14 protein-coding genes and 1 pseudogene are annotated in these 13,547 nt (G+C 45.6%); 6 read left to right on the top strand and 9 right to left on the bottom strand.

Translation table 11 applies throughout. From position 1 onward, the window contains the following. A complete protein-coding gene (gene imuA, locus BLO31_RS06470; RefSeq protein ID WP_070963689.1) occupies positions 1 to 678 on the bottom strand; it encodes a translesion DNA synthesis-associated protein ImuA in 678 nt (225 codons plus the stop codon). 157 nt (positions 679 to 835) lie between these two features. Continuing rightward, the gene (locus BLO31_RS06475; RefSeq protein WP_070963692.1) at positions 836 to 1,579 is read right to left on the bottom strand and encodes a YciK family oxidoreductase; all 744 of its coding nucleotides are present in this window, start codon (positions 1,577 to 1,579) and stop codon (positions 836 to 838) included. Positions 1,580 to 1,667: 88 nt separating this feature from the next. Here BLO31_RS06475 and sohB point away from each other — a divergent pair, with 88 nt between their 5' ends. Continuing rightward, positions 1,668 to 2,729, top strand: coding sequence for a protease SohB (gene sohB / locus BLO31_RS06480; RefSeq protein WP_070963694.1), 1,062 nt, complete (start codon positions 1,668 to 1,670; stop codon positions 2,727 to 2,729). A 71-nt stretch (positions 2,730 to 2,800) separates the two neighbouring features. Here sohB and BLO31_RS06485 read toward each other — a convergent pair whose 3' ends face one another. Both BLO31_RS06485 and BLO31_RS06490 read right to left on the bottom strand, forming a co-directional pair. Beyond that, positions 2,801 to 3,268, bottom strand: a complete 468-nt coding sequence (locus BLO31_RS06485) for an SAM-dependent methyltransferase (protein ID WP_070963696.1) — start codon at positions 3,266 to 3,268, stop codon at positions 2,801 to 2,803. A gap of 74 nt (positions 3,269 to 3,342) precedes the next feature. Continuing rightward, positions 3,343 to 4,209 (bottom strand): AraC family transcriptional regulator, encoded by an 867-nt coding sequence (locus BLO31_RS06490; protein WP_070963698.1) that lies wholly within the window; start codon positions 4,207 to 4,209, stop codon positions 3,343 to 3,345. Between the two features lie 139 nt (positions 4,210 to 4,348). Here BLO31_RS06490 and BLO31_RS23010 point away from each other — a divergent pair, with 139 nt between their 5' ends. Further along, positions 4,349 to 4,588 (top strand): LysR substrate-binding domain-containing protein, encoded by a 240-nt coding sequence (locus tag BLO31_RS23010; RefSeq protein ID WP_084659623.1) that lies wholly within the window; start codon positions 4,349 to 4,351, stop codon positions 4,586 to 4,588. A 29-nt stretch (positions 4,589 to 4,617) separates the two neighbouring features. Here BLO31_RS23010 and BLO31_RS06495 read toward each other — a convergent pair whose 3' ends face one another. Continuing rightward, positions 4,618 to 4,977, bottom strand: a complete 360-nt coding sequence (locus BLO31_RS06495; protein ID WP_070963767.1) for a GNAT family N-acetyltransferase — start codon at positions 4,975 to 4,977, stop codon at positions 4,618 to 4,620. Between the two features lie 54 nt (positions 4,978 to 5,031). Then, positions 5,032 to 5,577: a rhombosortase gene (gene rrtA, locus BLO31_RS06500; RefSeq protein ID WP_070963700.1), complete on the bottom strand. Its 546-nt coding sequence runs from the start codon at positions 5,575 to 5,577 to the stop codon at positions 5,032 to 5,034. On the opposite strand from rrtA, the gene BLO31_RS06505 reads away from it, so the two are divergent. Continuing rightward, entirely contained in the window at positions 5,578 to 6,198 is a 621-nt protein-coding gene (locus BLO31_RS06505; protein WP_070963702.1) for a tRNA-uridine aminocarboxypropyltransferase, read from the top strand. Here BLO31_RS06505 and BLO31_RS06510 read toward each other — a convergent pair. From BLO31_RS06510 to BLO31_RS06520, 3 genes are all read right to left on the bottom strand, one after another. Next, on the bottom strand, positions 6,195 to 7,514 hold the full coding sequence (locus BLO31_RS06510) for an anti-phage deoxyguanosine triphosphatase (protein WP_070963704.1): 1,320 nt from the start codon (positions 7,512 to 7,514) through the stop codon (positions 6,195 to 6,197). The genes BLO31_RS06505 and BLO31_RS06510 overlap by 4 nt on opposite strands. A 58-nt stretch (positions 7,515 to 7,572) precedes the next feature. Then, complete coding sequence (gene yfbR, locus BLO31_RS06515; RefSeq protein ID WP_070963707.1) at positions 7,573 to 8,157, bottom strand: 5'-deoxynucleotidase; 585 nt, start codon at positions 8,155 to 8,157, stop codon at positions 7,573 to 7,575. A gap of 120 nt (positions 8,158 to 8,277) precedes the next feature. Continuing rightward, positions 8,278 to 9,492 carry a pyridoxal phosphate-dependent aminotransferase gene (locus BLO31_RS06520; protein WP_070963710.1) on the bottom strand — a complete coding sequence of 405 codons (1,215 nt, stop codon included), beginning with the start codon at positions 9,490 to 9,492 and terminating at the stop codon, positions 8,278 to 8,280. 248 nt (positions 9,493 to 9,740) lie between these two features. On the opposite strand from BLO31_RS06520, the pseudogene BLO31_RS06525 reads away from it, so the two are divergent. The 3 genes and pseudogenes from BLO31_RS06525 to menH all read left to right on the top strand — a co-directional run bounded on the left by BLO31_RS06525 (position 9,741) and on the right by menH (position 13,531). Then, a pseudogene (locus tag BLO31_RS06525) lies at positions 9,741 to 11,047 on the top strand (isochorismate synthase). Continuing rightward, positions 11,044 to 12,750, top strand: a complete 1,707-nt coding sequence (gene menD, locus BLO31_RS06530; protein WP_070963712.1) for a 2-succinyl-5-enolpyruvyl-6-hydroxy-3-cyclohexene-1-carboxylic-acid synthase — start codon at positions 11,044 to 11,046, stop codon at positions 12,748 to 12,750. The pseudogene BLO31_RS06525 and the gene menD overlap by 4 nt, the downstream one beginning before the upstream one ends. Then, positions 12,737 to 13,531 carry a 2-succinyl-6-hydroxy-2,4-cyclohexadiene-1-carboxylate synthase gene (gene menH / locus BLO31_RS06535; RefSeq protein WP_281182209.1) on the top strand — a complete coding sequence of 265 codons (795 nt, stop codon included), beginning with the start codon at positions 12,737 to 12,739 and terminating at the stop codon, positions 13,529 to 13,531. The genes menD and menH overlap by 14 nt, the downstream gene beginning before the upstream one ends. The last annotated feature ends 16 nt before the right edge of the window (positions 13,532 to 13,547 follow it).

A 13,547-nucleotide genomic window follows, 5' to 3' on the forward strand; every position in this document is an offset into this window, starting at 1 on the left:
TTAACCTTGCTGAGCAACCGGAAAAGGCACAACGACAGAAGATTGAGGTGCAATCGCCAATTTTGGCCAGTACGGCTTCATATTGAGTACAAATTTACCGTGAGGCCAACCACCTCGACGCTTGGTAATGGTGATTTCCAGCCCTTGTTCATGGGGAAGTAGAGTCATGCTCAGACTCACAGGTAGAGAAAATAGATGTGCTTGCTGTGATTTAAATAAAAACTGTAAGCAGTTGCCTTGCTCGCCAGCAACCTGAAGACGGCGGACCTGATGCACTTCCAGCGCCTGATGCCAAAGCAACACATTACTGCAAGCACCACTCTTCAAGCATTGCTCCGCAACCCAAAGAGCCTGTTGTTCATCTTTAGGGTTAACAAGCAATACGCGATCGGGGTTTAACCCTTCAGCCATAAGGTATTCTGCACATAAATGTCCCGGCGGCTGCACAAATACGGTTAACCGATCGGTATGATTATGTCGCAAATGAGGCATCAGTAACCTGAGTTCGCCAATGCCCATTGGACTTTGAATTTCAACCACACCATGTAAGGGAAATCCCCCACTGAGTTTTTGATCGAGAAGATCAAAACCAGTAGATTGATATTCACCAGAGCTTTGAGTGTGGTTAGCCTGCCAAAGCCATTGTTTTTGTTTCAGATTTTCGATTAATTCATGCATAACTAAATACCTGTATGTATATACAGTATATTTAATTATCGAGAAGCTGCAAGAGGGAGCGAGGTAAAATGATCCAGAGTGAAGAGAAATTAAACACAAATAAAAACGCTTGCTCTAAAGTTGTTTTTAGAAGCAAGGCGTTACGTCTTAGACAGAATTATCGTTTAGGCTGGGCGTCGATGCACTGGCCGTTTACTTCTTTGCTTTCTGGTGCCATTAGGTACAGATAAAGCGGGATGATCTCTTCAGGAGTCTTTAACAAGTTAGTGTCTTCTGCTGGGTACGCTTTGGCACGCATACCCGTGCGAGTAGCGCCAGGATTGATGGCATTAACACGGATGGTCGTGTCACTTAACTCATCGGCTAGGATTTGCATCATACCTTCAGTCGCAAATTTAGACATAGCATAGGCACCCCAGTAAGCGCGGCCACTATGACCAACAGTGGAAGAGGTGAATACAATACGTGCGTCATCCGATTTGTTTAGCAGTGGTAAAATTGCCTGAGTCATTAAAAACTGCGCTTTGACGTTTACCTGCATCACATCATCAAAGGTGTCTTCACCAATTTGATCAAAAGGGCTGATCACACCAAGGATACTGGCATTGTGCAGCACGCCATCAAGACGACCAAACTGCTCGCCTATGGTCTCTGCCATATCAATATAGTTCTGCTTGCTCGCCCCTTTCATATCTAAAGGGATGATCGCTGGCTGAGGGTAGCCGGCTGCTTCGATTTCATCGTACGTTTGTTCAAGTTTTTTCACCGTACGACCCAATAGAATCACGGTAGCACCATGTTGTGCGTAGCTAAGTGCCGCTTGTTTACCAATGCCGTCACCCGCGCCCGTAACCAGAATAACTTTACCTTCTAGGGCCTTTGCAGAAACTGAATATTCCACGGTTTTTGTCCTTATAGCTATGTTCTACTTTAAGAATCCATGACAAGGCGGTTACAATACACTAATTCGCACATGAGGAGTGATAACATTGGAATTTTTGTTGGACTACGGCCTGTTTTTGGCCAAGATTGTGACCCTAGTGGCGGCCCTAATTGCTATTCTGGTTGTCGCCAAAGCAGTAGGCGGAAAAAGTGGCAGCGCAAAGGGTGAACTGGAAGTTACTAACCTCACCGAACAACACAAAGATCGCGTAGAGCAGATGGAACACCACCTTCACGATGAGTCGTTTTTAAAAGCGCGTGACAAGGCAGAGAAGAAAAGCGAGAAAGAGAAAAACAAAGCTCGCGAAAAAGCCGTAAAACAGGCAGCAAAAGATGGCGACTTAGACAGTAAGCGAGAGCCCCATCTGTTTGTTCTGGATTTTAAAGGCAGTATCGATGCTAAAGAAGTTAGCGCATTACGTGAAGAAGTGACTGCGATTTTAGCGGTTGCCCGCGAGGGTGATGAGGTACTGCTGCGCTTAGAAACTGGCGGTGGTATGGTCCATGGGTATGGATTGGCTTCTTCTCAGCTTGATCGTCTAAAAGCGGCGGGTTTACCTCTTACTATCTCGGTAGATAAGGTTGCGGCAAGTGGTGGTTATATGATGGCGTGTATTGCGGACAAAATTGTCTCGGCACCCTTTGCGATCGTCGGTTCTATCGGTGTGATTGCTCAACTGCCAAACTTTAATAAGTTGCTTAAGAAAAACGACATTGAGTTTGAACAGCTCACCGCAGGCGAGTACAAGCGCACGCTTACCATGTTTGGTGAGAATACCGATAAAGCGCGAGAGAAGTTCAAACAGGAATTGGAAGAGACCCATGACCTATTTAAAGACTTTATTCGCGAGCACCGTCCAGAGCTTGACCTAGACAAAGTCGCAACAGGTGAACACTGGTTTGGCACTCAAGCTAAAGCACTTGGACTGGTGGATGAAATCTCTACCTCTGACGATTTAGTTGTGAAAGCGTGCAAAGATAAAACCGTACTTGCCATTCACTACGTAGAGAAGAAAAAGTTGGCTAGTAAACTTGCAGGTGTAGCAGGTGAAGCCGCAGATAATGTATTAATGAAGCTTATTGACCGCGGTCAGCGACCAATCGTATAAGTCGATTTATTGGATTGAAAAGACCCGCCAACTGAACTGGCGGGTCTTTTTTGATCAAGAGGTAAGATATTCTAAAAGTTAAAGACCTTACTCCAGTCAAACGAGCCGGATTTTTCATAAGAGTTTGGCCAATCACTGCACCAGTCGGGCACCTGACATTGCGATACGCGATCCGTACAAGGGTGATAAGGCTTGATATCCAGCAATGGTGTATCAGGCTCCATATCAAGCCAGTATAAGTCTATGATGCCTTGTTCAATATCTAGGTTTTGAACTTGAGCAATAGAGAGAAGAATAGGATTGGGGCGCACCGGAGCACGACTAGCAAAAACGCCGACTTTTTCAGGGCCATTCTTATAGGGCTTGTCTAAGCTAACAATACTGCGATATTCGTGGGTATCGGCTAAGTGACCCCAAAAGATAAGTTGTAAGTGACTAAATCCGGTCAGCGATTCCAAGCCTTCGCGGTATGCTTGGTTTAGCTCTAGCTGGAATTTTCCATCGGTGTTTCTCACGTATCCGATAGGTTCAATGTTCATAGCAATATCCTCTGTGTTTTGCGATATGGCTATTGTGACCAGTTACTTTTTAAATCACTTGTCCATTCGTGCGCTTATTTAGCAACCTTAACGGGGACACATATCTCTACTTGGTAAAACTGATGGCCTTGGTGACAGGTTTCCCCTAAACAGCGTTCCATGCTTTCCCGTTCTGCATCCATAACAAAACCAGACTGAGGTAACCAGACACCAATCATCCAGTCCCATGCCTCGGAAAATTCATCATCTCGTAAGTAATACTGCCTTACGGCATATTTACCGCCGCTTAGCTTAAATGTACCAATGCCACCTTGCGGTTGAATATGGTCGGGAACTTCTAATCCAACCATCACCCTGAGGTTCTGCTCATCGGTGATAAAGCGGTTATCGTGATAAAGGTTGTAACCGGGTGAAAGAGCAATGCCATTGGGTTCTGCCCACTCGATTAACTGATTGTATAGGTTGGTAAAGAGCTGGCTGTCGGCAACGTAATTGCCTATGTTGCGCACATAAGCGATGTTAATTGGCGGACAGTTTTCAATATCAACAGGAGAGTCAAGGGGCTCTGGGCTTAGTTTTGCCAACAGTTTGCTGAGTTTTTCTTGTTGTTGTGAATAGTTTTCCACCCACTGAGAGGCGCTACAGCCAAAATATTGCTTAAAACCTTTCGCAAAAGAGGCCGAGTTAGAAAAACCACAGTCGAGTGCCACATCGGTAATACTGGTATTGTCACTAGAGAGCAAAAACGCGGCTTTTTCTAATCTCAAGCGACGAATAAAGTGATAGAGGCTTTCACCAGTGCGCTCTCTGAACACTCGGTTAAAGTGGAACTCTGAGAAATACGCGAGGCTGGCAATTTGCGATACATTTAAAGGCTCCGAGATATGAGACTGTATATAGTCAATTACGCGATCGACACGGGCTTGATAAAATCTTTCCATAATAAATAGGCAGTGGTTACTTTGCTTATTGATTCGGTAATAACCAGTAAGCCCGTTATTAAGATTAAGAAAAGTGAGTTAAATCCCGATTTAGAATTAATACAAAAACACTTCCGTCAATAGAGAAAAAGAGTGCGCTATTTCAGCTAAAGACAGAAGTGTGCAAGGTAGGTTTCGCTCTTCAAGTGTGGAAGGTGTGCGAACAATGTGTGTTGAAGGGCTTGGTATAGCACAACTCAGCTACTGGGATATAAGAGAAGAGATAGCCGCGGGTCACTTGGTCGAGCTGCATCTCGATGATGTAACAGCGGTGAACGTAGATGTATGGGCACTGTTGCTTCAAGGCAGCAAACACCAAAGAGAGTCGATGTATTTGTAGAAGCGCTTAAGCGTTCTCTTCGCTGGTGATTACATTTCCATTGTGGTGCAGTAGTCTTTAAAGCCAACGGACTGCCAAAAAAGTTTGGCTCGGTGATTGGTAACTAAAACGTCAAGCCGGAGCCTTTTATTATTCCAGTATGTGGACTTAACGGTGTTAAAAGCCGTTTTGCCAATGCCAGTTTGACGATATGAACGACAAATAAAAAACTGGCGAATATAGATATGCTGAACTTCTTCTTTCCACAAGCAATAACCCGCAATGTTCTTTTTGTCATAAAACACCGCTGCTTGATAGTCAGTGGCTAACCAGCCGGACATTCTATGCTCAAGTTCTGTCGAGGACATAGTATTGCGATGGCCTTCATCGATGATAAGTTGCTGGTTCATGTGCGCTATAACCTTGATATGAGAATCAGTGGCGCTTGTGACGTCGACCAAGTGTTATCTCCTCTTAAGGACTCTCTCTATCAGTGCCATCAGCAAACCTCCCACTGCGCCATATAGATGGGCCTCAACGGCAACTCTAGCACCTATCATTGCTGCGGTAGATTCTGATGCACCAACAAAATGTTCCCAAGCCAATTTTCCTATCAGGCCGAACACAAGGAGTAGGCTGCTCTTACGACCGTGAAAAACTTCCTTTAGGGCGCAATAACCAAAAATACCGTGCAAAATCCCTGATAAACCAGCATAGCTGGTGGCGGGCGTAAATAGGTTGCCCATGCCGACAAAAAGGGCCGCCAGCAGTATGACTTTAATTAGATCGTTGCGGTGAGGCTTAAACAACCAAGTAATAACCCAAAGCCCCGCCATATTCATGCCTAGATGGGCAAAGTTGGTATGCGTTAAGTTTCCTGTTAGTATCCGCCACCATTGACCTTGTTCTATTTCCGGTCGATACCAAATGGAAAAAGATGCTAATGGCTCGAACTGGAGTCCAAGGCAAACTAAGCTGATAAAGATAAGTAACGGAGATAAACGTCCCATATGTCTCGATATTGCTCTCAATGTGGTAAAGCGATAAAGGCTTGTATTTGTCAATGGATACAAAGCCTAACATCGAATGTAGAGTTAATCATCCTCCAACATCCCACCGAGCAAAAGCGGCCTTTGGGAACCGCTCGTATTTTGAACCTGAGTCTCGCCAATAGTTACTGCTTTATCGGAGAAAACTTTACCGATGACTCAGCGCTGAACGAGCTACTGCAAGAGGAAGATACGCGCCATTATGTACTTTTCCCTAGTGAAGAATCGCTCAATGCTCAAATGATTGCGCAGAACTTGGATGTGCGCAAAAGCAAAGTCAGAGTGATACTGATTGATGGGACGTGGAAAAAAGCGTACAAAATATGGCAGCTTTCTAACAATCTACACTCTTTGCCACGCCTAGCGCTCCCAGAAGAGCTTCAAGGTAACTACAAAATACGCCAAGCGCCTTCCGATAATAGCCTTTCGACGGTTGAGGCGGGCTTTCACATCTTGTCTTTGCTAGAGCCGAACAAAGATTTTTCACCACTTACGACCGCGTTTGAGAAAATGATTGAGTTTCAAATCGCGCAAATGCCACCGGGTGTATACGAAAAAAACTACCTCAAACCAAAAGGCTAATGGGCAGAGAAGAGCTGCTGGTGCAGACGTTTTGCATGGCCATCGGTCATAGAAGAGATATAGTCTGCTATCACTCGGTGCCCTTCACCTTTTTGCTCACTCTTTTGCCATTGATTTCTCGTCTGCACTGGTAGTAAGCGTTCAGGATCGGCACTAAAGGCTTCAAAGATATCCATTATGATCTGTTGGCCTTTGTACTCGACGACTTGCACCTCAGGTACTTGAATGACGTACTGGCTGACAAAGCGCTTGAGAATATCTAAACCTTTCGCCATGCTCGGTTCTAAATAAGCGTTAAAGGCAAGCAGTTCGGAATCAAAAGCCACGTCGACCGGTTTTACTGAAATACTAGTAAGCAGAGCATTCACAATACCGCCAATGGCGTCTTTGCGTCGGTGGTGTTGTCCGGAGAACAGCATATCACTGACATCGAGGATATGTTTTTCAAACCAAGGGTCACCACACTCTGCTAATTGGCTAGCGGCGGCTTCATGCCATTGGTTTCGAGTCACCATGCCCAGTTCGATGGCGTCTTCTAAATCGTGCACGCCATAAGCGATATCATCAGCGAGTTCCATAATGGAGCAGTCTAACGATTTAAAACGAGTTTTTCGGTGTACGTTGGCTGGCGGCAGGGGTTCACGCATAGCGGCAAACTGCGTTTTATCTGCATCGCTCAAGGGTTTTAGTACCCATGTGAACAGTGCTTGGTCGCAGTCGTAAATACCTTTGGCAGGTGACCAATCGCTGGCTTTGATCTGTCTAGGCTGGTGGTGACCAGTTTCCCCTCTTTGCGGGGCATGAGTCTGGCTGAGCAAAGCAGGGTACTTGATTAATCCAAGTAGGGTTCGCCGGGCTAAGTTCATGCCAAATTGCTCGGTGTAGGGTTCGAGCTGAGTGACAATTCGAAAGGTTTGCGCGTTGCCTTCAAATCCACCGTGTTCACGCATCATATAATTAAGTGCAATTTCACCACCGTGACCATAAGGAGGATGACCGATATCGTGAGCCAGACAGAGAGAGTCTATTAAACTGTCGGTCGGCAGTAGGTCTCGAAACTCAGGCTGCTTTTTTTTGAGTTGAGCGACGATACCCGTGCCCAACTGAGCGGCTTCAAGAGAGTGGGTCAATCTGGTGCGGTGGAAGTCGTCAGTGCTGGTTCCATGGACTTGAGTTTTGGCCTGAAGTCTGCGAAATGCAGCAGAGTGAAGTATGCGAGCTCTATCGCGTTGATAGGGGCTGCGGTGATCATCTCGACGAATTTTGTGTTCGTCGTCATGCCGTTGTTGCCACAAAGGGCTAAGCTCAAATGTCACGTTAGGTACACCCCTATAGTTGGTCTTTTTCTAAGCGATGGTTATACAGTACAGCGACTTAACTGATTTCGTCCAGTGATAACTCAAAACTCGGCGCAAAGGTATTTAAAAAGTACTCCATCTCTTCTGTCCAGCGTTCTTTTAGCGTGACATCGAGACGTTTTTTCGCCAGCGCGTACTCGTGATTGCCGGCACTGAGTTCCTCAAGGCATTTGAGATAAGCACAGATAGTGTCCGCTTGCTTTACGATCAAGGCGTCTTCTGGATGTGCGGCTTCAGAAAGTAGGTAAGGAGCAAAGTCGTCTTTAAACTCTTCCGGCAACATGCCAAGCAGTTTTTTCTCTGCGGCTGCTTCAATCTTTTTATACTCTTTTGCGATTTCGGGGCTGTAGTACTTCACCGGAGTGGGAAGATCACCCGTTAACACTTCGCTGGTGTCGTGATACATGCCCAATAAAGCTATGCGTTCTGGGTTGAGCTGTCCGCCAAACTTACGATTTTTAATTAAGGCTAAGGCGTGAGCCACAAAGGCGACTTGTAAGCTGTGTTCAGACACGTTTTCAACGGACACTGATCGCATTAAAGGCCAACGCTGGATCAGTTTCATTCGAGCAAGGTGGGCAAAAAAGTGACTTTCTTTCATTCTGTTTACTATCCCTGAAAAACAAAGGACACACTTTCAGTTTAGGAAAGCATGTCCTTAAAGCCTAACACGATTTTATCAGTGACATTCAAGTCGCTAGATTAAAACGTTGCCTGTGTCTTATTGACGGTAAGTGGATAAGAAGCGTTCAAATCGACCAATAGCCATTTCCAGATCTTCGACGTGTGGCAGAGTAACAATGCGGAAGTGATCCGGTTTCGGCCAGTTAAAGCCCGTTCCTTGAACCAGAAGGACTTTTTCTTGGATTAGGAAATCCAGCACCATCTTTTGATCGTCTTTGATGTTGTACATCTTAGTGTCTATTTTCGGGAACAGGTACATTGCACCTTTGGGCTTGACGCAAGAGATACCGGGGATAGAGGTGATCAAATCGTAGGCTTTGTCGCGCTGCTCAAGCAAACGACCACCGGGTAGGAGTAGCTCGTTAATACTTTGATAGCCGCCGAGTGCAGTTTGAATCGCGTGTTGCATGGGAACATTGGCACACAAACGCATAGAAGCCAGCATTTCCAATCCTGCCACATAGCCTTGAGCTTGATGTTTAGGCCCAGTTAGGAACATCCAACCGCCGCGAAAACCGCATACGCGGTAAGCTTTTGACAAACCGTTAAAGGTAACGACCAATACGTCCTCGGTCAGAGTGGCGACAGAAGTATGTGTTGCTCCGTCATACAGTACTTTATCGTAGATTTCGTCAGCAAAAATGATGAGCTTGTGTTGGCGAGCCAGCTCAATGACCTCTAACAAGAAGTCTCTACTGTAGACCGCTCCGGTTGGGTTGTTAGGGTTAATCAGAACAATACCGCGAGTTTTCTTGGTGATCTTGCTCTTAATATCGTCCAAATCAGGATACCAATCGGCTTGCTCATCACACATATAATGAACGGCCTTACCACCTGATAGGGCGACAGATGCGGTCCATAGCGGGTAGTCTGGTGCAGGAACTAGCATTTCGTCCCCGTTGTCTAGCAAGGCTTGCATCGCCATAACAATCAACTCAGAGGCGCCGTTACCAATATAGACATCTTCTACGTCTAAAGAGTGAATGCCTTTTTTCTGATAATACTGAACCACAGCTTTGCGGGCAGAATAAATGCCCTTTGAATCACAGTAACCTTGAGAAGTAGGCAGGTTGCGAATTACATCAACCAGAATTTCATCTGGGGCGTCGAAACCAAACGGGGCAGGGTTGCCGATGTTCAGTTTCAGTATTTTATGCCCCTCTTCCTCCATGCGCTTAGCATGTTTTAGTACAGGACCTCTAATGTCATAGCATACATTGTCGAGTTTTGACGACATCCCGATATTTTGCATTGATAAAATCCTATGAATTGTGTGATGTAAGTTATTAAATTACATCATATAAGCTTTTGGTAGAATAAAAAACTGAAAATCGCGTTTTTTTTGTTTTTGGATTGTTCGCTTGTTATCACAGGATTCTGTAAAACATGCAAGACAACCTTGATCTCTACATGGTCTAACCATAGAGTAGCCTTCTAAAGAATCCAAATACTGTATGTTAAGATTATTTGGGTAAGGTTCACTCAGCTAACGAGGTTGATTTGTCACACTTTCATCAAGCCGTTAAAGCTTTGATCGAACGCGTTAAACAAGCAGAGGATGGCGTTACGCGCATTGAAGAAGTTCTGGATCTCTCACCAGAGTTCTCTGCGATCGATTGGCTAGATGCCCAGCCTATTTATCCTAAATTTTATTGGCAGTCCCGCGACACACGAGAAGAAGTGGTCGCTTTGGGGCAGTTGTTTACATTTTCCGACCCCGCTCCTGCGTACACCGTTCTCAACGAAGGCCAAAGAGTGTGGGGGGGCAAAGCCTTTGATGGTGAGAGCGATAAAAGCCGTCGTTGCATGCCGTCATTTTTCTTTTTACCCCAAATAGAATTGATTCGATCCGAGCGTCAATGGTCGCTTGCCGTGAATCTCAATACAGATATCAGCCGTACACTTAGCAACTTGCGTAAGCTTTCGTTAGATGTGCGTCCGCTTGCGCCAATTAGCACTCATATTACGGCTATGACGCATACCCCAGCACTTCCCCAATGGGAAAAGAAAGTGGAACAAGCCTTGTGTGGTATCGACCAAAACCAATTTAAAAAAGTGGTTTTAGCGAGAAAAACCGAACTGGATCTATCGAGTGAAGTCAAGCCGACTCAGTTACTCAAGGCGAGTTACCAGCAAAATCATCACAGCTTCCACTTTATGTTGGCATTAGATAGCAAGCACGGTTTTATTGGTTCGACGCCAGAAAGGCTCTACTATCGACATGAACGGGAACTGCACACCGAAGCACTAGCGGGCACAATAGGGCGCGGCAACAATGCGACCCACGATATGGAGTTAGCCAACTGGTTAAGTCGAGATAGCAAAAACCTCAATGAAAATCAGTATGTCGTTGATGACATTATTGAGCGTTTAGAGCCTCACTCGCAAAGTATTGAAGTGGAAGATGAAGCTCGTCTTGTTAGGCTTAGAAAGGTGCAACACCTCAAGCGCACCATTCAAGTTAAACTCAATGAAGGGATCAATGGCATTCAGTTGCTAGGCGCGCTGCAGCCTACGGCAGCAGTTGCGGGCTTACCGCGTAAAGAAGCTTGATATTTATTCGTGAAAATGAAGACTTTGCCAGAGGTTGGTATGCGGGATCTATCGGATATATCAGCCATCAGCAAGCAGAGTTTTGCGTGGCAATTCGAAGTGCTCTGATTGTGGATAAGCAAATTCAGTTATTTGCCGGAGCGGGTATTGTGCCGGGTTCGATAGCGGAAAGTGAGTGGCAGGAACTCGACAAAAAAATGTCTACGCTTTTGTCACTGATCAGTGATCACCCACCACTCGGTGTTGCTTCATGAATCAAGAACAAGCGGTCGTTAACCGCATTTGGAGCGAAACTCTACTAGAAGAGATCCACCGATTTGGCGCGGAGCATGTGTGCATCGCACCGGGCTCGCGCTCTACGCCATTAACTTTGCAAGCGGCCGAACACCCCCAGTTGAAAATACACACCCACTATGACGAAAGAGGGATAGGCTTTTATGCGTTAGGCCTTGCCAAGGCCACCCAAAAGCCAGTCGTTGTCGTGGTGACATCAGGCACGGCGGTTGCCAATCTTCTGCCTGCTATCGCAGAAGCGAACCTCACTGGCGAAAAGCTGGTTGTACTGACCGCCGATAGGCCAATTGAGCTTATTGATTGCGGAGCAAATCAGGCGATCGAACAGACGGGAATTTTTTCTCATCATGTAACAGGTGCGATAAATTTGCCTTCACCAAGTACATCTACACCACTGGCTTGGTTATTGACCTCTGTCGATCAATTATTAGATAAGCAAGCTAAACAAGGCGGTGCAATTCATATTAATTGTGCGTATCCAGAGCCCTTGTATACCGACTTACCATTAGAGCATCACGCTCAATATAGAGATGCGGTGATAGATTGGCGCGAGAATGGAAAAACTTACATTGAGCAAGTTCACCCCCAGCTTTCGCCTTGTGTCCCTTTGCAATCTATCGAAAGAGCTAAGGGCGTCATCGTTCTAGGCTCGGTTGACAGAGAAGAGGCTAAGGCAGTAAAAGCGTTAGCGGAGAGACTTCAATGGCCTTTGTTAGCCGATCCTCAGTCGGGAGTAAGCAGTGCTTGGGCTCATTTCGATATCTGGCTACAAAACGAGGTGTGGGCTGATAAACTCGCCAGTTGCGATCTGATTGTTCAGTTTGGTGCGCGTCTGGTCTCCAAACGACTTAATCAGTGGATAGAGCAGCAAGTTGCGCTAAAGAAAAGTCAGTACTGGTTAGTTACTCCACAAGACAAAAGGTTGAACCCCGCTCATGTGCCACAAACGCAGTATATTGCGCCAGTGTCTAATTGGGTAAGTTGGGTTAATGACAACCTGTTAGTAGACAAACTTGAACACGGCGGATGGGAAAGAGAACTGTCACCAATGGTTGTGCAGTTAAAACAACTTATCGCATCTGAAAGCCCTGTTAAAGCGAGTGAACTGGGTTTGGCCTTAGCGCTTTCGAACTTTGACAATGTTGACCTGTTTATAGGAAACAGTCTTTTTGTTCGTCTCGTCGATATGTTTTCTGATTTAGACGGCAACAGAGTCTATACCAATCGAGGCGCGTCTGGTATCGATGGCCTAATCGCTACCGCTTCGGGTGTTTTTCAAGGGAATCAACGGGCAGGAGTGGCCGTTCTTGGCGATACGTCATTGCTCTACGATTTGAACTCTCTTGCGCTATTAAAACACGCGATAGAGCCAGTTGTCGTGTTTGTGACCAACAATGACGGTGGGTCGATTTTCGAACTTTTACCTGTTCCCGATAAGCAAAAAATAGCACTCTACCAAATGCCTCACGGCATGGATTTTAAGTACGCGGCTAAACAGTTTGGTCTGACTTATCTCTTGGCGAGTGAAATGAAACAAACCGTACAAGCGGCGAAAGATCATCTGAAGTCAGGGCAGGGGACCTTGTTAGTCGAAATTCAAACGCCGCCAGATGAGGCCAGTAAAACGATTAAAAAAGTGGTGAGTGATAGTGCCCGTTTGTAGTCGCAGCACCGTTAAAACTCAGCATGGGGAAATGCCAGTCTTGGTATTTGTTCACGGCTTACTCGGCGATGTTTCAGATTGGCAGTCCACCCTTAAATATTTACCGCACTTCCCTTCACTATGCCTTGACCTCCCCGGTCATGGACAGTTATCGCATTACAATATTGATGATTTCACCGATAGCGATAGTTGGCTCAAACGCGCTTTAAAAGAGGCCTTACCGCCTAAGCAGCCTTATGTGCTGATTGGCTATTCACTTGGAGCAAGGATCATCATGCACGCATTAATGAGTGATTGTCTAAGCAAAGAGACAATGGTGGCTGCGATAATAGAGGGCGGTAATTTTGGTTTGCAGTCTAATGAGGAAAAACACCTTAGATGGCAATCAGACCAACAATGGTCCATGCGATTTTGCAATGAACCCATTGAACAGGTGTTGAACGATTGGTACCAACAAGCGGTGTTTTCCGACTTAAACCATGAGCAAAGACAAGAATTAATAGACCTTCGCAGTGATAATCTAGGCGCGGCGATTGGTCATATGTTGCTGGCAACTTCACTCTCTAAACAACCCTACTTGTTAGAGCAGTTAAAGCAGGTTGAAATACCAGTACATTATATCGTTGGCGAAAAAGACAAAAAATTTCGTTCTATTGCAGAACAAAGTGGCCTGTCTTTTAGTCAAATAACAAAAGCGGGACACAATACACATAAGATGAACCCAAAAGCTTTTGCGGCAGTAATAGAAAAAACCGTTTTAACTCATATGGGTAACGGATAGAAGAATAGATGGGATA

The sequence above is a fragment of the Vibrio sonorensis genome (genome assembly GCF_001854765.1).
Taxonomy (GTDB): Bacteria; Pseudomonadota; Gammaproteobacteria; order Enterobacterales; family Vibrionaceae; genus Vibrio; species Vibrio sonorensis.